Annotated in this window: 16 protein-coding genes and 1 pseudogene; 9 read left to right on the top strand and 8 right to left on the bottom strand. The window is 71.2% G+C overall.

Going from position 1 to position 18,862, the window contains the following annotated elements; translation table 11 throughout:
• Nucleotides 1-26: 26 nt before the first annotated feature.
• A complete protein-coding gene (locus BKA00_RS18760; protein ID WP_185026761.1) occupies nt 27-1,451 on the bottom strand; it encodes an amidase in 1,425 nt (474 codons plus the stop codon).
• Nucleotides 1,452-1,674: 223 nt separating this feature from the next.
• On the opposite strand from BKA00_RS18760, the gene BKA00_RS18765 reads away from it, so the two are divergent.
• The 3 genes from BKA00_RS18765 (at nt 1,675) to BKA00_RS18775 (ending at nt 5,079) form a co-directional block, all read left to right on the top strand.
• The gene (locus BKA00_RS18765; protein WP_185026763.1) at nt 1,675-2,523 is read left to right on the top strand and encodes a nuclease-related domain-containing protein; all 849 of its coding nucleotides are present in this window, start codon (nt 1,675-1,677) and stop codon (nt 2,521-2,523) included.
• Between the two features lie 248 nt (nt 2,524-2,771).
• A complete protein-coding gene (gene ilvD / locus BKA00_RS18770; protein WP_185026765.1) occupies nt 2,772-4,634 on the top strand; it encodes a dihydroxy-acid dehydratase in 1,863 nt (620 codons plus the stop codon).
• A 97-nt stretch (nt 4,635-4,731) separates the two neighbouring features.
• Complete coding sequence (locus tag BKA00_RS18775) at nt 4,732-5,079, top strand: DUF1330 domain-containing protein (protein ID WP_185026767.1); 348 nt, start codon at nt 4,732-4,734, stop codon at nt 5,077-5,079.
• 25 nt (nt 5,080-5,104) lie between these two features.
• On the opposite strand, the gene BKA00_RS18780 is transcribed toward BKA00_RS18775, so the two are convergent.
• On the bottom strand, nt 5,105-5,323 hold the full coding sequence (locus BKA00_RS18780) for an FmdB family zinc ribbon protein (RefSeq protein WP_173395027.1): 219 nt from the start codon (nt 5,321-5,323) through the stop codon (nt 5,105-5,107).
• Between the two features lie 31 nt (nt 5,324-5,354).
• Nucleotides 5,355-5,864, bottom strand: coding sequence for an HNH endonuclease (locus BKA00_RS18785; RefSeq protein WP_185026769.1), 510 nt, complete (start codon nt 5,862-5,864; stop codon nt 5,355-5,357).
• A 261-nt stretch (nt 5,865-6,125) separates the two neighbouring features.
• Between BKA00_RS18785 and BKA00_RS18790 the strand changes: the two genes are divergently transcribed.
• Together BKA00_RS18790 and BKA00_RS18795 are read left to right on the top strand one after the other, a co-directional pair.
• A complete protein-coding gene (locus BKA00_RS18790; protein WP_185026770.1) occupies nt 6,126-8,228 on the top strand; it encodes a prolyl oligopeptidase family serine peptidase in 2,103 nt (700 codons plus the stop codon).
• Nucleotides 8,225-9,010: a class I SAM-dependent methyltransferase gene (locus BKA00_RS18795; RefSeq protein WP_185026773.1), complete on the top strand. Its 786-nt coding sequence runs from the start codon at nt 8,225-8,227 to the stop codon at nt 9,008-9,010. Before BKA00_RS18790 ends, BKA00_RS18795 begins: the two co-directional genes overlap by 4 nt.
• 488 nt (nt 9,011-9,498) lie before the next feature.
• Here BKA00_RS18795 and BKA00_RS18800 read toward each other — a convergent pair whose 3' ends face one another.
• Entirely contained in the window at nt 9,499-10,101 is a 603-nt protein-coding gene (locus tag BKA00_RS18800; protein ID WP_185026775.1) for a GNAT family N-acetyltransferase, read from the bottom strand.
• A gap of 5 nt (nt 10,102-10,106) precedes the next feature.
• On the bottom strand, nt 10,107-11,756 hold the full coding sequence (locus BKA00_RS18805) for an NsdA family TPR-like regulatory protein (RefSeq protein WP_230298546.1): 1,650 nt from the start codon (nt 11,754-11,756) through the stop codon (nt 10,107-10,109).
• Between the two features lie 393 nt (nt 11,757-12,149).
• Between BKA00_RS18805 and BKA00_RS18810 the strand changes: the two genes are divergently transcribed.
• The 4 genes and pseudogenes from BKA00_RS18810 (at nt 12,150) to BKA00_RS18825 (ending at nt 15,789) form a co-directional block, all read left to right on the top strand.
• The gene (locus BKA00_RS18810; RefSeq protein ID WP_179846917.1) at nt 12,150-12,434 is read left to right on the top strand and encodes a hypothetical protein; all 285 of its coding nucleotides are present in this window, start codon (nt 12,150-12,152) and stop codon (nt 12,432-12,434) included.
• A gap of 288 nt (nt 12,435-12,722) precedes the next feature.
• The gene (locus BKA00_RS18815; RefSeq protein WP_185026776.1) at nt 12,723-13,754 is read left to right on the top strand and encodes a mechanosensitive ion channel family protein; all 1,032 of its coding nucleotides are present in this window, start codon (nt 12,723-12,725) and stop codon (nt 13,752-13,754) included.
• 73 nt (nt 13,755-13,827) lie between these two features.
• A pseudogene (locus BKA00_RS18820) lies at nt 13,828-14,193 on the top strand (globin); the annotation flags it as partial.
• A gap of 24 nt (nt 14,194-14,217) precedes the next feature.
• The gene (locus tag BKA00_RS18825; protein WP_185026780.1) at nt 14,218-15,789 is read left to right on the top strand and encodes a glycoside hydrolase family 13 protein; all 1,572 of its coding nucleotides are present in this window, start codon (nt 14,218-14,220) and stop codon (nt 15,787-15,789) included.
• A gap of 84 nt (nt 15,790-15,873) precedes the next feature.
• Here the strand turns inward: BKA00_RS18825 and BKA00_RS18830 are convergent, their stop codons facing one another.
• From BKA00_RS18830 to BKA00_RS18840, 3 genes are all read right to left on the bottom strand, one after another.
• Nucleotides 15,874-17,286: a S28 family serine protease gene (locus tag BKA00_RS18830; RefSeq protein ID WP_185026782.1), complete on the bottom strand. Its 1,413-nt coding sequence runs from the start codon at nt 17,284-17,286 to the stop codon at nt 15,874-15,876.
• Between the two features lie 443 nt (nt 17,287-17,729).
• On the bottom strand, nt 17,730-18,323 hold the full coding sequence (locus BKA00_RS18835; RefSeq protein ID WP_185026784.1) for a GNAT family N-acetyltransferase: 594 nt from the start codon (nt 18,321-18,323) through the stop codon (nt 17,730-17,732).
• Nucleotides 18,320-18,751, bottom strand: a complete 432-nt coding sequence (locus BKA00_RS18840) for an acyl-CoA thioesterase (protein ID WP_185026786.1) — start codon at nt 18,749-18,751, stop codon at nt 18,320-18,322. Before BKA00_RS18840 ends, BKA00_RS18835 begins: the two co-directional genes overlap by 4 nt.
• Nucleotides 18,752-18,862 lie beyond the last annotated feature (111 nt).

Consider the following 18,862-nt stretch of genomic DNA (forward strand, 5'->3'; position numbering starts at 1 on the left):
CTGCACCATGCCCGGTGCCGGACGCGTCACGCCGTCCAGACGGGGGGCTTGCGGCCGATCCAGGGGCGGGCCTCCTCCAGCTGCGCGGACAGCGAGATCAGCGTGCCCTCCCCGCCGAGCCGTCCCGCGAGCATGACCCCGATGGGCAGCCCGTCGGCGTTCCAGTGCAGCGGGACGTTCACCGCGGGCTGCCCCGAGATGTTGTACATGGCGCAGAACGGGGTGAAGTGCGTCTGCCGCCGGAAGTTCTCCTCCGGCTCCTGTCCGTGGAAGTACCCGACCGGCACCGGCGGCATGGCGAGCGTGGGGTGCAGGATCGCGTCGAACTCGTCCATCACCGGGAACGCCGCCCGCAGCGCCCCCTGGAGCGCGGCGTGGGCCTGGAACAGCTGCGGCGCCGTCGTCTTCTCGCCGTAGCCGCGCAGCCAGCGGGTCAGCGGCTGGAGCAGTTCCTCGCTCCCCTCGGGGACGGGCGTCATCGTCGCCATCACGCCCCACAGCGTCGCGAAGTGCGGGACGAGGTCGGAGCCGAGCACCTCCGGCAGCTCCACGACCTCGTGGCCCAGCTCCTCGAGCAGGGCCGACGCGTCCTCGTAGGCGGCGGCGCAGTCGGGGTGGACCTCGACGTCCGGCACCGGCGGCCGGAGGCTCCGCGCGATCCGCAGCCGGCCCGGCGCGCGGCCGGCGCGGGCGAGGAACGGCCCGTCCGCCTCCGGCGCCCGGTACAGGTCGCCCGGCATGTGGCCCGCCATGACGTCCAGCATGAGGGCGGCGTCGCGGACGGTCCGCGCGATCGGCCCGTTGGTGGAGAGCCCGAACAGGTCGGGGATGACCGGGCCCTGGGAGATCCGGCCGCGGGTCGGCTTGATCCCGAACAGCCCGCACACGCTGCTCGGGATCCGGATCGAGCCGCCGCCGTCGCTGCCCTGCGCGATCGGCGCCAGCCCGGACGCGACCGCCGCCGCGGCGCCGCCGCTCGAACCGCCGGCCGACCGGGACGGGTCCCACGGCGTGCGGGCCGGGGGCGACACGGCGCCCTCGGTGTAGCAGGGCAGCCCGAACTCGGGGGACGCGGTCTTGCCGAGGAGCACCGTCCCGGCCGCCGCGAGCTTGGCCACCACGTGGTCGTCGGCGAACCCGGTCAGGTCGGCGTAGACCGCCGAGCCGAACGTCATCCGGACGCCGTTCACCATGTTCAGGTCCTTGATCGGGACCGGGACGCCGTGCAGCGGCGGCAGCTCCGCCGGGTCCGCCGCCTCCAGCACCGCCTTCTCGGCGCGGCGCGCCTCCTCGCGGGCGCGCTCGGCGGTGACCGTCGCGTAGGCGCCCACCTGCTCGTCCAGCCGTTCGATGCGGGCCAGGTAATGGTCGGCGAGCTCGACCGGGGACACTTCCCCGGTGCGGACGGCGGCGGCCATGCGTGTGGCGCTGAGGTCATGGATCTGTGTCACGATCCGGAACGCTAGACGCCGTGTGCGCGGGCATCAAAGAGGGCACACACGACAGCAGCGGAAGAAGGAGATTAATACTGGCCTACCCGACCGTGCCGTAAGAGAATCACTGACGTGGGGCGACAAAACATTAACCCGGCATGACTGGTCGCCCACCCTCCCGATGATTACTCTGCGCACGGAGGATCATGCCCCCGATGGGAAAGGAACACGGAGCGTCACCATGGCGACCATGGAGCGGGGCAACACGCAGAATGCCAGGGCGCGACCCGAGCCCGAGGAGGCGCGCGAACACGATGAGACTCGTGAGCACGACGAGACGCGTGAGCACGATGACCAGACCCCGGTGAAGGAGCGGCTGGAGGCGAGCGCCGCCGCGGCGATGCTCGACGATCCCAAGATCCGCCGCTGGGCGTACCGGATCGGCGCGGCCGTCGTCGCCGGCGCCGCCGCCCTCGCCCTGACCAGCTGGCGGCTCGGCCTGACGGTCGCGGTGCTCGTCGTCATCGGCGACTACGTGCGGCAGTCCCGCAAGAGCTCCACCGTGACCGCCTGGCAGAAGTCCTCCGCGGCGGAACGGCGCACCGAGCGGCAGCTGAAGTCCCTGCGGCGCAACGGATACCTCGTGCTGCACGCGCGGGCCGTCCCCCGCGACGACGACGGCGTCAGCGACGGGCGGATCGACCACCTGGTCATCGGGCCGAGCGGCGTCTACGCCATCGACTCGGAGAAGTGGGACAAGCGCCTCCCCGTGCGCACCATGTCCCACCTCAAGCTCTTCCACGGCCCCTTCAACAAGAAGGACCGGCTGGACGAGGCGCGGTGGGAGGCCCAGATGGCGAGCATCATCCTCGCCGAGCGGGTCGGCTTCGACGTGCCGGTGCAGCCGTCCGTGGCGATCTACGGCCCGTCCATCCCGTGGAAGGTCATGCGGGTGCGCGACGTCGACGTCTACGCGGGCAACCGGGCGCGCTCGTACCTGCGCCGCCGCCCGAAGATCCTCACCGAGAGCGACGTGCAGCGCATCTTCCAGGCGGCCGAGGACGCCCTGCCGCCGAAGTACCCCGACTGAGGCCGAGGGGCGGCCCCGCCACCGGGCCGCCCGCCGCGAAGCCGGGACACCGCCGTCCCGGCTTTTTTCCTGCCCTCCGGCGGTTGGTAGCATCGAAGGCCACGGGCCGGCCCGGGCGCGACCTCCGCTGAGCCGGCGGCAGCGCCGCGACCCGCCGCTGCGCGTATCCCTTCCAGGCGACCCGCCCGCCCACGCCGAACCATGCGCGGCCCGTCGTCCCCGCACGTCACAGGTTTGGAGAGGTCGAAATGCCACCGCTCAGGTCACGCACGGTCACCCATGGCAGGAACATGGCGGGCGCCCGCGCGCTCATGCGGGCCAGCGGCGTGGAACGCGAGGACTTCGGCAAGCCCATCGTCGCGGTGGCCAACAGCTTCACCCAGTTCGTGCCCGGCCACGTCCACCTGGACGAGGTCGGGAAGGTCGTCGCCGGCGCCGTCCGGGAGGCCGGCGGCGTGCCCCGCGAGTTCAACACCATCGCGGTCGACGACGGCATCGCGATGGGCCACGACGGCATGCTGTACTCGCTGCCGTCCCGCGAGGTGATCGCCGACGCGATCGAGTACATGGTCAGCGCGCACTGCGCCGACGCCCTGGTCTGCGTCTCCAACTGCGACAAGATCACCCCGGGGATGCTGCTGGCCGCGCTGCGCCTGAACATCCCGACCGTGTTCGTCTCCGGCGGACCGATGGAGGCCGGCAAGCCCGTCGAGGGCGTCATGGACGGCAACAAGCTCGACCTGATCGACCCGATCATCGCCTCGGCCGACTCCTCCCTGCCGGAGGACAAGCTGCTGGAGATGGAGGAGAGCGCCTGCCCGACCTGCGGGTCCTGCTCGGGCATGTTCACCGCCAACTCGATGAACTGCCTCACCGAGGCGATCGGGCTGGCCCTGCCCGGCAACGGGACCGTCCTCGCCACCCACACCGCCCGCCGCCGCCTCTACGAGGACGCCGGCCGCACCGTGGTCGAGGTCGCCAAGCGGTACTACGACGGCGACGACGAGTCCGTCCTGCCGCTGAACATCGCCACCCGCGAGGCGTTCGAGAACGCCATGGTGCTCGACGTCGCGATGGGCGGGTCCACCAACACGATCCTGCACCTGCTCGCCGCCGCCACCGAGGGCGGCGTCGACTTCGGGCTCGCCGACATCGACGCGATCTCCCGCCGCGTCCCGTGCGTCTGCAAGCTGGCCCCCGCCACCGGCAAGTACCACGTCGAGGACTGCCACCGCGCGGGCGGCATCCCCGCCCTGCTGGGCGAGCTGAACCGCGCCGGCCTGCTGAACGCGTCGGCGCACTCGGTCCACTCCGCGTCCCTCGACGAGTTCCTCGCCAAGTGGGACGTCCGCTCCCCGGACGTCCTGCCGGAGGCCGTCGAGCTGTTCCATGCGGCGCCCGGCGGCGTCCGCAGCACCTCGGCGTTCTCGCAGAGCGCCCGCTGGGAGTCGCTCGACCTCGACCGCGAGAACGGCTGCATCCGCTCCGCCGAGCACGCCTACACCGCCGACGGCGGCCTGGCCGTCCTGCGCGGCAACATCGCCCCCGACGGCGCGATCGTCAAGACCGCCGGGGTGGACGAGGAGCTGTGGACCTTCACCGGCCCCGCCGTCGTCTTCGAGTCGCAGGACGACGCCGTCGAGGGAATCCTCGGCGGGAAGATCAAGGCCGGCGACGTCATCGTGATCCGCTACGAGGGCCCGAAGGGCGGGCCCGGCATGCAGGAGATGCTGTACCCGACGAGCTTCCTCAAGGGCCGCGGGCTCGGCAAGGCGTGCGCGCTGATCACCGACGGCCGGTTCTCCGGCGGCACGTCCGGGCTGTCCATCGGGCACGCCTCACCCGAGGCCGCGGGCGGCGGGATCATCGCCCTCGTCGAGGACGGCGACCGCGTCGTGATCGACATCCCGAACCGCGTGCTGGAGCTGGACGTCCCGGCCGACGAGCTGGAGATCCGCCGCGAGAAGCTGCTCGCCGACCTCGGCGGCTACCGGCCCCGCGACCGCCACCGCCCCGTGAGCGCCGCCCTGCGCGCCTACGCCGCGATGGCCACGTCCGCCTCGACCGGCGCCGCGCGCGACGTCTCCCAGCTCGACCGCCTCAACGGCTGAGCGATTACCCGGCGGGTAATCGCGGGCATTCCCCGCCTAGGGCAAAGTGGTGGGTGTCGGGCGAACCAGCCCGGCCCCACCACTCAAGGAGACCGCGATGACCGCCTACGCCCTTGCCCACATGACCCCCCAGCCGCCGCTGCCCGAGGACGTCTTCGTCTACATGGAGAGCATCCAGGAGACCATGGACCCGTTCGGCGGCCGGTTCATCGTGCACGCCAGCGAGACCGAGGTGGTCGAGGGCCCGTTCGACGGCGCCTACGTCATCATCGAGTTCCCCGACATGGACAAGGCCCGCGCCTGGTACGACTCGGACGCCTACCAGGCGATCGCGGCGAAGCGCAGCGACCACATTCCCGGACACCTCGTGCTGCTCCAGGGCGTCCCGCCGGACTACGACGTCGCCGCGACCGGCAAGGCGCTGCGCGCGGCCCAGGCCGGGTGACCGGTGAGGAACAGCCGCTGCCCGGTCAGGAGCAGCAGCCCCCGCCGCAGCAGCCCCCGCCCCCGCTCGGCGGGGGCTGGGGCGCCCCGCCGCGGGAGGAGCCGGTGACGGCGACCGTCGACAGCAGCTTGACGGTGTCGTCGTGGCCGGCCGGGCACGGGGCCGGGTCGGACGCGTTGATCATCGGGCGGGAGACCTCGAAGGTCGACCCGCACGCGCGGCAGCGGTAGTCATAGCGAGGCACGCCCCCAGGATACGTCCCCCCGGTGTGCGCGTCAGGCGGCGGGCTCGGTGACATAGGCGGCCCACTGCGGGTCGCCGTCGTGAACGAGGCCGATGAGGCGCCAGTGCGCGCCCCTCGGAACGGCCGGGGTGACGCTGAGCGTCCAGCCCAGCTCCGACAGCAGGCGGTCGGCCTTGCTGTGGTTGCACGTCATGCAGGAGGCCACGCAGTTCTCCCAGACGTGCTTGCCGCCGCGGCTGCGCGGATGGACGTGGTCGATCGTCTCGGCGCGGCGGCCGCAGTAGACGCAGCGGAAGTTGTCGCGGCGCATCAGCGCGGCGCGGGTCAGCGGCACGCGCGTCCGGAACGGGATGCGGACGTAGCGGCGGAGCCGGATGACGGACGGGATCTCGACCGTCATCGTGGCCGAGTGGAGCACGGCGCCCGAGGTGTCGTGGTGGACGATCTCCGCCTTCTCGCGAAGCACGAGGCAGACCGCCCTCCGCAGAGGCAGCGTGGTGAGGGGTTCGTACGTCGCGTTCAGGAGGAGGACCTGTCGCATCAGACGCCCTCCGCCGGGCCGTGATCTGCGTTCGCCCCGGTGGTCGCGGCGCAGCGCGCCTCCCACCGAGGCCCGATTATCGTCTCCGGCACCTGCGCACCCGCCATGAGGACCTCCCCAGGGGCGAACCGACCAGAATCAGTGTGGCGTCTGAGGGAGGTCGTTCGCTACCCCAATAATCCCCATCCGCACACCACTCGAACACGGAACCCGCGGGGAGTACTGGGACGGGCAGCGCTAAACGGCCAATAAAGTGCAGCCATGACGCCGTATCCGTCCGCGCAGCGCCAGGACATCGTCGAGGACATCCACGGTCACCGGGTCGCCGACCCCTACCGCTGGCTGGAGGATCCGGACAGCGCCGAGACCGCCGAGTGGCGCGCCGCGCAGGACCGGCTCTTCCACAAGATCGTGGACACGCTGCCCGGCCGGGACGCGCTGCGGGCCCGCCTGCTCGAACTGCTCGGCGCGGGAAGCGTCGGGGCCCCCGTGTGGCGGGGCGGGCGGCGCTTCTTCACCCGCCGCTCCGCCGACCAGGAGCACCCGGTCCTCTACACCGCCGACCCGGACGGCTCCGAGCGCGTCCTGGTCGACCCCACGGCCCTCGACCCCGCCGGGACGACGACGCTCGACGGCTGGCAGCCCGACAAGGAGGGCCGCCTCCTGGCGTACAAGGTGTCCACCGGCGGCGACGAGGAGTCGCTGCTGTACGTCATCGACGTCGCCACGGGCGACCGGGTGGAGGGGCCGATCGACCGGGCCCGGTACTCCTCGGTGGCCTGGCTGCCGGGCGGGGAGGCCTACTACTACACGCGCCGGCTGCCCGCGCGGGACGTCCCGGAGGGCGAGGAGCAGTACCACCGGCGCGTCTACCTGCACCGCGTCGGCACCGAACCCGACGCCCACGACGTCCTCGTCTTCGGCGACGGCCGCGACAAGACCGACTACTACGGGGTCGGCGTCAGCCGCGACGGCCGCTGGCTCACGATCTCCGCGTCGCAGGGCACCGCGCCCCGCAACGACCTGTGGATCGCCGACCTGACCGCCTCCTCCCCCGAGGCGCCCGCCCTGCGGGCCGTGCAGGAGGGCGTCGACGCCTCCACCGGCGTCCACGTGGGCCGCGACGGCCGCGCCTACGTCTTCACCGACCGCGACGCGCCCCGGTCCCGCCTGTGCGTCGCCGACCCGTCCGACCTCTCCTACGGGACGTGGCGGGACCTCCTCCCCCAGGACGCCGAGGCCGTCCTGACCGACTTCGCGATCCTGGACGACCTGGAGCGCCCCGTCCTGCTCGCCGGGTGGACCCGCCACGCGATCAGCGAGATCACCGTGCACGACCTGGCGTCCGGGGAACGGATCGGCGCCGTCCCGACCCCCGGCCTCGGCTCCATCGGCGGCATCGTCGAGCGGCCCGAGGGCGGGCACGAGGCATGGTTCGGCTACACCGACGGCGTGACCCCCTCGTCCGTCCTGCGCTACGACGCCCGCACCGGGGAGACGGCGCTGTGGGCGTCCGCGCCGGGCACGGTCGACGTCCCCGAGATCGAGACGCGCCAGGTCGTCTACACCTCCCGCGACGGCACCGAGGTGCGCATGCTCGTCTCGTCGCGTCCCGGCCTGACCGGGCCGCGCCCCGCGATCCTCTACGGCTACGGCGGCTTCAACATCTCGCTCACGCCGTCCTACTCGGCGAGCATCCTCGCGTGGGTCGAGGCGGGCGGCGTCTACGCGGTCGCCAACCTGCGCGGCGGCTCCGAGGAAGGCGAGCAGTGGCACCGCGCCGGCATGCGGGACCGCAAGCAGAACGTCTTCGACGACTTCCACGCCGCCGCCGAGAAGCTGATCGCGGACGGCCTCACCACCCCGTCCCAGCTCGCGATCTCCGGCGGCTCCAACGGCGGCCTCCTGGTCGGCGCGGCCCTCACCCAGCGCCCCGACCTGTACCGCGCGGTGGTGTGCTCCGCGCCGCTCCTGGACATGGTCCGCTACGAGCGGTTCGGCCTCGGCCAGACATGGAACGACGAGTACGGGACGGCCGACGACCCCGAGGAGTTCGGCTGGCTCATCGGCTACTCGCCGTACCACCACGTCCACCCCGGCACCGCCTACCCGGCCGTCCTGTTCACCACGTTCGGCAGCGACACCCGCGTGGACCCCCTCCACGCCCGCAAGATGTGCGCCGCCCTCCAGCACGCGACGGCCTCCGAAGCCCCCGTCCTCCTCCGCGACGAGGCAGAGGTAGGCCACGCCGCCCGCTCGGTGACGCGCTCCGCCGACCTCACCGCCGACACCCTCACGTTCCTGGCGGCCCAGACCGGCCTCACCATCCAAGACGAATTGACGCATGGTCTAATACCCGGATGAGCAAGACGCTGCGCGGGCCGGCCGAGCGGACACTGGAACTGCTTCGCGAACCGCCGGACGAACCCGACGTGTCCGCCGGCTACCTCGACCTGCTCGGGGCGTCCGCGAAGAAGTCGCCCTCCCTCGCCCAGTCGGTGATGGAGTCGACGTTCCTCCCGCGGATCTACGAGAAGGTGTGGCGGCCCATCGGCTTCAACCTGGCGAAGGGCTGGCCCCTCGGCCCGGACACCGCCGAAGAGCACGCCATGGCCCGCGACTGGCTCGGCCTCTCCCAACCCGGCTACGCGTCCCGGCCGCCCGCGACGGTCCTCGACGTCGCATGCGGCCCCGGCAACGTCACCCGCGCCCTCGCCGCCGGCGTCGGCGCCGCGGGCCTCGTCGTCGGCCTCGACGCGTCCGAGACCATGCTGACCCGCGCCGTCGCCGACACCCCCCACGGCGACCCCGTGGCCTACGTCCGCGGCGACGCCGTCGACCTGCCCTTCCGCGACGAAGCGTTCGACGCCGTCTGCTGCTTCGGCGCCCTCTACCTCTTCGAGGACCCGTGGGCCGCCCTGGACGGCATGACCCGCGTCCTCAAACCCGGCGGAAACCTGATCATCCTCACCTCACGGCGCCCGCTCCCCACCCCCCGCCTCGGCGCCGACCTCCTCCGCCGCGCCACCGGCTTCACCGCCTTCGGCGACCGCGAGATCACGCGCGCCCTCACCGACCGCGGCTACACCGCCCTCCGCCACCGCCGCTACCCCCTCATGCAGGTCGCGGCGGCCCGCCGCCCTTGATCGCGATCTACAGCGCGCCACCCGAAGATCGCGCTACGCTGCCAAGGGAACACGCACGGCCAACCGTGCCCAAGAACGACCCCCTCCTGGGGTTGGGAAGCCTCCAGGAGGGGGTTGTGGGTGTTTATTGCCTTTTTCTCCTCCTTCGGGCCTGGCGGCCCTCCATCGTCGAAAAAAGCGGGCGATCGCTGGCATCGCTCCGACTCGCCTGGCGGCTCACTGCGCGATCAGGTTCTTGCTTCGCTCGAACCTGCCTTTGGACGCGATCGCGACGGTGAGGTCGCTGGGTGGTTGCTATGGCGGCTGAGGTTGGCGCGGTGCCTGTCTTTGGGCGCGGTCGTGGAGTTGGGTGGGTTCGGGGTTGGTTCTTACGGCGCCGCAGGGGCTGGTTCTGGGGACTGGGTGCGTCGTTCTGCTTGGGGGCGTTGTGGTGCGGTGCTCTCCTCCGGTTTGGCGGAGGGGCGGCGCGGGCGCGTGGTCTGCGGGAGTTAGCGCAGTGGCTTTTCGATGTAGATGTTGACTATGCCGCCTATGCTTTCGCGGCGGGTTTCCGTCCAGCCGAACTTGCGGTAGAGAGCCAGGGCGGGGGCCTGGAGCTCGGTGGTGTCGGCGCGCAGGATGCGGTAGCCGTACTCCCTCGCGCGTTCCTCCAGAGCCTGGACTAGTGCGGTGCCGTAGCCGCGACGCTGGACCGCCGGCAGGACGCGCAGGCGCACCATCTCGGCGGCGTCCAGGGTCGGGTTGCCGGGGGCGTAGCCGCCGTAGGCGCGGGCGTGGCCGCCGGGAATGAGGTCGGCGCGGCGCAGGCCTCCCATCGCGACCAACCCGCGGTCGAGCTCGCCGACGAGGAACTCACCGTTGTTGCGGAGATAGATGTCCTCCATCTGGAAGAAGTCGTGGTCGTAGTAGACGCCGTCTCCGGGGCGCAGGCCGACCTGGGCCAGGCCCTCCTGGTGCAGGGCCATGACGACACCGTGGTCGGCCGCGTGGTAGCGGCGGATCCGCAGGTCGCCGTAGCGCCATTCGGGGGGATCGTCCTTGAGCCGGACGAGCGTTGGGTGGTCTTGCCAGGAGGCGTTGTCGGTGCTCATCCCGGTCAGACCTGCTCCCCCGGGCGGACGGCGGCGGGCGGATCCTGGGTGGGACTCTTCACCGACGGCCCGGAGAGGGCCTCGTAGAAGTCCTGCAGCTCGGGGATCTGACCGTGCTTGGTCGCGACCGCCGCGCCGATCTGCCGGGCGCGGTGCACGAGGATGTCGGACCGGTGGTCGGCGGGCAGGTCGAAGATGGCCTCCCGGCCGGCCGTCAGCGCGGCCTCGGGGTGGCCGGCGTGCAGCTTGCACATCGCCCGGTCGAGCCGCACCAGGGTCAGGTCGACGCGGTCGGTGGGCGAGTACAGGGTGAGGGCGTGGCTGAGCACCTCGTCGCCCTGCCTGTGGTCGCCGAGGTTGGTGAACGTGTCGCCCTCGTAGAAGGCCATCTGCCGGTCGGTGAACCCGAACACCAGGTCGGAGGTGTCGGTCTTGGAGAGCTGGTCGAACACCGAGCGGCCGCGCACGAGCGCGCGGCGGGCGCTCGGGGCGGCGTCACCGCGGCCGCGCATCGCCAGCATGCCGAGTGCGCGCGCCTCCACGGCGGGGGCCATGGCGGCGGCGACGCCGGGGGTGCGGCCGGCGAGGTCCTGCGCCTTGCGGGCCAGGTGCAGCGCCTCGCGCGGGTCGCCGTAGTACATCGGCACGAGCGACTCGCGGACGGTCACCCAGGCGCGCAGCTGCCGGTCGCCGGTCTCGTCGGCGGCGGTCCGCGCGGTCCGGAAGAACGAGCGGGCGAGCCGGTGGTCCCCCAGGTTGATCATGATGAGCCCGGACAGCCCGGACAGCTGGGCGGCGATCCGGCACAGGCGTTCCTGCAGCTCGACCGGTTGGCGCTTGTCGCACATGCGCCGCACCTCGCTGAAGTCGAGCAGCACGTCGCAGAGCATCCGGAGCGACGGGGTCGCCTGGTACTGCCGGCCGTAGCCGTAGGTGGTCTCCTCCCACTGGTCGAGCATGGTCGGCGAGACGGTCGCGCCGACGAGCGTGTCGTCCATCTTGCGGCGCAGGTTGTCGACGGCCCCAAGGAACTGGCCGTCGAGCGCCACGCCCGCTCCGGCCAGCAGCTGCAGAAGGGTTCTGCGAAGCACGATGTCCTCCTCTCCCACATCAATGGTCAGGGGGCCGTCGGCGCGGTCATGGCCCCGCAGGTCGTTGACGGTCGCCCAGGGGCGCTCCTCGCTCCTGGGCACGATGGCCCCGACGATCGCGTCGGGGTCGGGTACCGGACGCCGGTCCGGCGCGCGCGGCTGCGGGACGCTCGCGACGCCCGCCCGGGTCGCGTGTCCGCGGCCGCAGATGCAGGGGCTCTGGTAGTCGAGGGCGTCGGGTTCCACCCGGTAGACGGCGCACAGGTAGTGCAGGTACTCCGGGCCGGGGCGCTTGTAGCCGCTCTCGTACGCGGACAGCAGTGTCTCCCCGAGCCGCGGCGGTGGCTTGCCGTCGACCTCGTAGAGCGCCTTGACCTGCGCCACGATGTCGGACAGCGCGACGCCGTGGGCCAGCCGGTGCGCCTTGATCCGGCTGGTCCCGAACAGCGGCCCGCACTGCTCGTGGATCTCCTGGGCGATCTCCACCGGGCCCCGCCCCCGCGCCAGGGCGTGCGCGCGGATCCGGCGGGCGACGTCCGTTTCTCTCCGAGGGGGGTCCGACATCCGGCGCCTCCTCCCGTCGGGCCGGAACGCCGTCCCCTCGGGGGGCGGGCGGTCGTTCCAGCCGCGGCGACCGGTCGTTTTGGCCACAACAGATAATCTCTTGCGCACGCAGCGTAATCCTCGTCACAGTCCCCGCCAAGCGATTCCAGAGAAGTGATGAGGGCCGGGAGGCGCTCCGCACCCCCTGGGTAGAGATTCTTCCTCCGCGGGGAGGAGGACTTCTCCTGAGGTGGGGAAATCCGGTTCTTCGGCGCCCGGCCGCCCCCTTGACCGGTCAGTGTGAATGTTGGAAATCTCTCGTGTTGTGATCGAGCGAATCCGGAGAGTCGATCATCTGGATCGGCCGGCACTGTGCTCGCGGGCGATCCGCCCGCCTATGGAGGGGGTGCGAAGGTGGTCAGCGACAGACGCGTCGGCTACCTCGAAGAGCTGGAACACGAACTGGACACGCGGGGCCTCGTCGCGCGCGTCGTCAGGACCCGCTCGGGGCCGGCCTTCCTGAGGGTCGTGAACCCCGAGGCCGCGAGCCTCGCGGAGGACGTCACCTGCGCGCCGGCCCCCGAGACCAAGGACCACTACTTCTGGTGGTCGTGGGGCGAGCGCATGCACCGCGTCGACGACGTCGGCGGCGCCGCCCTCAAGCTGGCGCACGTCCTCCAGCCGCTCGCCGCGGGGTGAGAGGCCCCACACCGGGGCGCTGAGCCCCGTCACAGACCCGGGCCCCCGCCGGCAGGGCGCCCACCAGGCCGGGCGTGTCCCGCGAGGCCGCGGCGAAGGGCGCGGCAGCCGCGGCCCCCGCGGGACACGTTCGCCCGGCAGGCCCCCTCCCCGGCCAGTGCCCGGCCACCAGCCCCGGCGTTCGTATGAACCGGTCGGAACGTCCCCTACGATCGGGCTCGTACCCGCCGCAGGTCCCACCGGCGAGGTGGCGGGGAACCGCAATGGCCGGGGAGGGTCTGCCACACCATGTCTCTGTTCGCGTCGATCAGCGTGCCGCTCGCCGTGTCGCCGGTCGCCAAGCCGTTCCTGCCCTGGGCCGAGAAGGGCACCCCGGAGGCGGCCTGCAAGAACACGGACCCCAGCATCTCGTGCCGGCTGGTCTGGAACGTCTCGAAGAACACCGACTTCACCCAGTTCTGGGCGACGTGGCTGGACAAGCCGCTCACCACGCTGCTGTGGATCATCATGACCTTCGTGGTCGCGCTGGTCGTGAAGAACATCGCGCACCGGATGATCACCAAGGTCACGCTGCGGATGGCCGAGGGCACGATGTCGGAGAAGGTCCGGGAGCGGTCCCGGACGGTCTTCGAGGGCAGTCCCGCGCTGCTCAACAGGCGGCGCGCCCAGCGGGCCCAGACGCTCGGCTCGGTGCTGCGCTCCATCGCGTCCATCATCATCATGGGGACGGCCGCGTTCAGCATCCTCGGCTCGCTCGGCCTCAACCTCGCCCCCATCCTCGCCAGCGCCAGCGTCATCGGCGTCGCGGTCGGCTTCGGCGCGCAGAACATCGTCAAGGACTTCCTCGCCGGCCTGTTCATGCTGCTGGAGGACCAGTACGGCGTCGGCGACGTCATCGACGTGGGCAGCGCCAAGGGGACGGTCGAGGCCGTCACCCTGCGCGTCACCCGCATGCGGGACGTCAACGGCGTCGTCTGGTACGTCCCGAACGGCGAGATCAAGAAGGTCGGGAACGAGTCGCAGAACTGGGGACGCGCCGTCCTGGACATCCCGGTCGACATCAACGAGGACACCGAGAAGGTCAAGGAGATCCTGCAGACCACCGCCGACGAGCTGGCCGCGGACGGGGCGTGGCACGACCTCGTCCTGGAGCAGCCGTCGGTGTGGGGCGTGCAGGCCCTCGCCGGCGACGCCGTCGTGATCCGCATCGTGCTCAAGACGGCGCCGGGCAAGCAGGGCGACATCGCCCGCGAGCTGCGCGAACGCGTCAAGCGGGCGTTCGACGAGGCGGGCGTCACCGTCGCCACCCCCGCGCCCTAGCCGCCTTCCGCAGTGGATCAAGGTGAGGAAGGGGGCGTCTCTCACATAGGGTGGGAGCGCTATGGCTGAAAAGGTGACCTTCTATGAAGCGGTCGGCGGCGAGGAGACCTTCCACCGGCTGGTGCACCGCTTCTACCAGGGGGTCGCGGACGACCCCGACCTCCGCGCCCTCTACCCCGAGGAGGACCTCGGCCCCGCCGAGGAGAGGCTGCGGCTCTTCCTGATCCAGTACTGGGGCGGCCCCAACACCTACAGCATGCGGCGCGGGCATCCGAGGCTCCGGATGCGCCACGTGCCGTTCGTCATCGGCGAGGCCGAGCGGGACGCGTGGCTGCGGCACATGCGGGTCGCGGTGGACGAGCTGGGCCTTCCCGACGATCTGGAGAAGCAGCTCTGGGCCTACTTCACGATGGCGGCGCAGAGCATGGTGAACGCCCCGACGTAACCGGGTAGATCGCCCCGTATGACGCGAATCCCGTGGTGGCGCAACGCCGTCGTGTACGAGGTCTACGTCCGCAGCTTCGCCGACGCCGACGGGAACGGCGAAGGCGACCTCCAGGGGATCCGGTCCCGGCTCGGCCACCTGCGCGATCTCGGGGTGGACGCGCTGTGGCTCACGCCCTTCTACACCTCCCCGCTGGCGGACGGCGGCTACGACGTCGCCGACTACCGCGACGTCGATCCCCGGTTCGGCACGCTCGCCGACTTCGAGGCCCTTGTGGCGGACGTGCACGCCCACGGGATGCGGCTGATAGTCGACATCGTCCCGAACCACTCCTCCGACCGGCATCGCTGGTTCCGGGAGGCGCTCGCGTCGCCGCCCGGGTCGCCCGCACGCTCCCGCTACATCTTCCGGGCCGGCAGGCCAGGAGAAGGTCCCGGCGAGGCGGACCCCCCGAACAACTGGCCGTCGGCATTCGGCGGCCCCGCCTGGACGCGGCTGGACGACGGCGAGTGGTACCTGCACCTGTACGCGCCCGAGCAACCCGACCTCAACTGGCGCAACCCTGAGGTGCGGCACGAGTTCGAGGACATCCTGCGGGTCTGGCTCGACCGCGGCGTGGACGGCTTCCGCATCGACGTCGCCGCCGGCCTGTTCAAGGACGAGTCGTTCCGCGACCTCCACGGCCAGGACCGGAGCATGCTGAACGGCCCCATGTACAGCCGTCCGGAAGTCCATGACGTGTACCGGAGATGGCGTCAGATCCTCGACGAGTACGACGGCGACCGCATGGCCATAGGCGAGGTGTGGACGGACGGTCCGGAAGACCTCGCGCTGTACCTGCGTCCAGACGAGCTGCACCAGGTCTTCCAGTTCGACCTGCAACTGGCCCCGTGGTCGGCCATGGCGTTCCGCGAAGTGATCGACGCCGCGCTGAAGGCCGTCGTGCCGATGGGCGCCGCTCCGACCTGGGTGCTGTCGAGCCACGACTCCGTCCGCCACGTCACCCGCTACGAACAGCAAGCCGGCTTCCAGGGCATCGGGCACGCCAGAGCCAAGGCCGCGCTACTGCTTCTCCTGGCGCTTCCAGGGTCGGCCTACCTGTACCAGGGCGAGGAACTGGGACTTCCCGAGGTGACCGATCTGCCGGACGAGGCTCGGCAGGATCCCATCTTCAAGCGCACGAACGGGCAAACCCCGGGACGCGACGGTTGCCGTGTACCGCTGCCGTGGTCGGGCCGCGCCGAGCCCTACGGCTTCTCCCCCGACGGCGTCCGGCCGTGGCTGCCGATGCCGGAGCGGTGGGCGTCCATGACCGCCGAGGCGCAGGTGTCAGACCCGTCCTCCATGCTGAGCTGGTATCGCGAGGCGCTCGCGCTGCGCCGCCGCCTGCACGGTGGGCTCCCGGACGACCTGGAGTGGATCGACTCCCCCGAGACCGCCCTCTTCTTCCGGCGCGGTTCTCTGATCCTGGCCCTCAACTGCGGCGAGAACCCTGTGCGCCTCCCCGAGGGCACCCCGCTTTTGACCAGTACGCCTCTCTACGGCGAGCTGCTCCCCGGCAACACCGCCGCCTGGCTGAGCGTCCCCTGAACGCGCGACGCGGTGCGCCGGTCCGTGCGAGGAGTCAACGCACGGACCGGCACACCGCGGTCCTTCGCCGAAAGGCGCCTCCGGCTACAGCGGCGGACGCTGGAGCAGGAGCGGGTCGTCGGCCATCGGGGCCGTCTTGAGGGTCTGCATGCCGGTCACGACGCCCGCCCAGCGCTTGACGTCGGAGATCGCCTTGGTCTGCTGGTCACTGGGCAGCTTGGCGATGAGGCGGCCGCTGTGGTTCATGCCCGGGGCGACGTAGACGGCCGAGTCGCGGCTGCCGCGCCCGAGGCGGAACGGCTCGGAGCCCCACGGGTCGTTCGCGCCGTACAGGAACAGCATGTGGTTGGCGTTCCCGCGCACCCAGCGGTCGATGTCGCGCATGGCACGGCCGTTGTCGAACCGCATGGAGATCTCACGCGGGACGTAGGTGCGCGGCTGGTAGCTGTCCTCGTACCGCAGCAGCGGCCGCAGGTGCTTGAACTTCGGCGTCGGCCAGCCCAGCTGGGTCCCCGCCTGGTAGTAGTACGGGATGTACGGGGCGAGGCCCTGGTCGCTGTAGAACGACAGCCCGGAGATGTTGTCGAGCGTCTCGTAGAGCTGGTCGTCCGTGGCGGACTCCGCCTTCGGCAGCGACGCGCACGCCGACTGCAGGCTGTACTGCCAGAACCCCCACTCGTAGTCCATCACCGAGTTCTCGAACGCGCGGTCCTGGGTGCGCAGGATGTCGAACGTCCAGCCGTTCTCGTCGGCGGCGGCCTTGAAGCGCTTGAGCATCTCGGTGCGGCGTTCGAGGAACTTGCGCGCGAGCGCCTTGACGTTCGCGCGGCACTCGGGGTCGGTGCCGACCGTCTGGAAGAACGTGTCGTAGGCGCGGTCGTCGTTGTTGCTGACGTCGTTCGGGGCGACGTACACGACGCTGCCGTCGACGTCCCGCGGGTAGAACCGCTTGTGGTAGACGGCCGTCATGCCGCCCTTGCTGGCCCCCGTCGAGATCCACTTGCCCTGGTAGATGGTCTTCAGGGCGCCGATCAGCCGGTGCTCGTCGGTGGCCGCCTGCCAGATCGTGTCCTTCTTCCAGTCCGTCGGCTCCGGACGGGACGGGGTGAAGTACCGGTACTCGACCGAGATCTGGTTGCCGTCGACCAGTGCCGTCGGCTCGGAGGTGAACATCGTCTCCGGCGTGTTGTACCCGCTGGTGTAGAGCACCATGGGACGGTCCGCCGACTTGTGCTGCAACATGATGCGCTGCTCGAACCACTGCCCTCGCGGGTTGCGGTGGTCGACAGGCTGCCTGTACTCCAGCCAGAACCAGCGGTAGCCGGGGAGGGTGGACGGCTTCTCCGTCACCTGCATGCCGGGGATCGCCTTCAGCTGGGCGAGGATGTCGCCCGCCTGGGCGGCGCCGGCCTTCGCCGTGCCCGCCTGAGCCGTGCCCGCGGCCTGCGCCGCGGTGGCGCCCGCCCCGGTCATGCCCGCGGCGAGCAGCAGTGCCATGGCTCCTCGTGAGACGCGCCGCATTGTGCCCCTTTCACGTGGGTTCTCCACATTCGCGACGCGACCCTAGAGGGAGAAGCCCACCGAAAACGGATTGCTGTTGGGCTTGTTACCTATCCGTGACGGGTCGGTTGTCACCCGAGCAGACCGGAAAACAACCCCAGTAGGGGCGAAACCGTGATCAGGTAGGCAATGGCGTACACGCTGGGAGAACGCGGGGCCGCCCGGTGAACCTCGATCACGTACGGAACGGCGACCGACGCCGAGCGGAGATCAGCTCGACCGGGCGGACGACCCGCCGCGGGCGGCGGTCGAGTCTGGTCCCCTCGGCCGAGCGCGAGGCATCGGCAAGCCCGACGGCGAGCAGGCGGCGCGACGATGACCCGGCCGGGCGAACTCGGCCACCGAAGACGCGTTTGCCCGGGACGAGGCCGAGCGGAGGATCAGGTGGGAGGGGCGAGGGCGAAGCCGTCGTCCCAGGGGGCCAGGCGTTCGAACAGCCGCTCGTCGTGCCAGCGCCCGTCCAGGTGGATGTGGCGGCGGGCCGTCCCCACGGGGGTGAAGCCGTTCCGTTCGAGCACGCGCTGGGAAGCGAGGTTGTCGACTCTCGTGAAGGCTTCGACGCGGTGCAGGCGGAGCGCACCGAACGCCACGTCCAGTGCCTGCCGGACCGCCTCGGTGGCAACGCCCCTGCCGGCGTGCGCGCGCGCCACCCAGTAGCCGACGAAGCAGCTCTGGAGGGGGCCGCGCAAGATGTTGTTGAGCGTGATGCGCCCCGCGATTTGGCCGTCGACGAGGATGACGCCCGGCCACATCTCCTCAGCGGCGTACGCGTCGACCAGCTCGCGCAGGTTGCCGCGCTGGCCGTCGACGGTGAAGTACGCCTCGCCCCGCTCCGGTTCCCAGGGGCGCAGGTAGGCGCGGTTCTCCCGGTACAGCGACGCGAGCGCCTCCGCGTCCGCGATCTGGACGGCGCGCAGGCGCACCCCCGCCCGACGGCCGTCGAGCGCGGGCGGGGGGCCGGCCAGGGCCGTCATGCGCCGGGCACCACGTATCGCGCGATGAACTCGCGTTCCTCCGGGGTGAAGCGGCGCAGGCGGTTGGCCTCCACGTCGAACGCGACGAGGGTCGAGGTCGCCTCGGCGTACACGTGGTCGTCGTCCCGCACCTCGTAGGCCAGCTTGAACGACGCGGCACGGGCCTCGGTCACCCACGTCTCCACCCGGACCGGGTAGACCGTCGGCAGCAGCGGATACCGGTAGTCGATCTCGTGCCGGGAGATCACCATGCCGCGGACGGGCTGCTCCCCCTTGCGCACCGGGTCGCCGTGGAACATCTCCAGCCGCGCGTCCTCCAGGTAGCCGAGGAACTTGACGTTGTTCACGTGTCCCTGGGAGTCGATGTCACCGAACCGGATCTTGAACTCGTAGACGTGGCGGTACTCGGCCGCGGGCAACTGCTGCATGTCCTCGCCTGGGTACGGGGAAGCGGGGGTCGGCCCGATGCTACCCGGACCAGGCGAGGTCCCTGACAGGGCAGGGTCATATCGGGTCCACCCAGCAGTCCAGGATCCGCC

The organism is Actinomadura coerulea, from assembly GCF_014208105.1.
Lineage (GTDB): Bacteria > Actinomycetota > Actinomycetes > Streptosporangiales > Streptosporangiaceae > Spirillospora > Spirillospora coerulea.

Bases quoted from the DNA above. Each gene is read 5' to 3' on its own strand.
- BKA00_RS18765 (WP_185026763.1), top strand. From the start codon at position 1,675: ATGGCGACCATGGAGCGGGGCAACACGCAGAATGCCAGGGCGCGACCC.
- ilvD (WP_185026765.1), top strand. From the start codon at position 2,772: ATGCCACCGCTCAGGTCACGCACGGTCACCCATGGCAGGAACATGGCG.
- BKA00_RS18775 (WP_185026767.1), top strand. From the start codon at position 4,732: ATGACCGCCTACGCCCTTGCCCACATGACCCCCCAGCCGCCGCTGCCC.
- BKA00_RS18785 (WP_185026769.1), bottom strand. From the start codon at position 5,864: ATGCGACAGGTCCTCCTCCTGAACGCGACGTACGAACCCCTCACCACG.
- BKA00_RS18790 (WP_185026770.1), top strand. From the start codon at position 6,126: ATGACGCCGTATCCGTCCGCGCAGCGCCAGGACATCGTCGAGGACATC.
- BKA00_RS18795 (WP_185026773.1), top strand. From the start codon at position 8,225: ATGAGCAAGACGCTGCGCGGGCCGGCCGAGCGGACACTGGAACTGCTT.
- BKA00_RS18800 (WP_185026775.1), bottom strand. From the start codon at position 10,101: ATGAGCACCGACAACGCCTCCTGGCAAGACCACCCAACGCTCGTCCGG.
- BKA00_RS18805 (WP_230298546.1), bottom strand. From the start codon at position 11,756: ATGTCGGACCCCCCTCGGAGAGAAACGGACGTCGCCCGCCGGATCCGC.
- BKA00_RS18815 (WP_185026776.1), top strand. From the start codon at position 12,723: ATGTCTCTGTTCGCGTCGATCAGCGTGCCGCTCGCCGTGTCGCCGGTC.
- BKA00_RS18825 (WP_185026780.1), top strand. From the start codon at position 14,218: ATGACGCGAATCCCGTGGTGGCGCAACGCCGTCGTGTACGAGGTCTAC.
- BKA00_RS18830 (WP_185026782.1), bottom strand. From the start codon at position 17,286: ATGGCACTGCTGCTCGCCGCGGGCATGACCGGGGCGGGCGCCACCGCG.
- BKA00_RS18835 (WP_185026784.1), bottom strand. From the start codon at position 18,323: ATGACGGCCCTGGCCGGCCCCCCGCCCGCGCTCGACGGCCGTCGGGCG.
- BKA00_RS18840 (WP_185026786.1), bottom strand. From the start codon at position 18,751: ATGCAGCAGTTGCCCGCGGCCGAGTACCGCCACGTCTACGAGTTCAAG.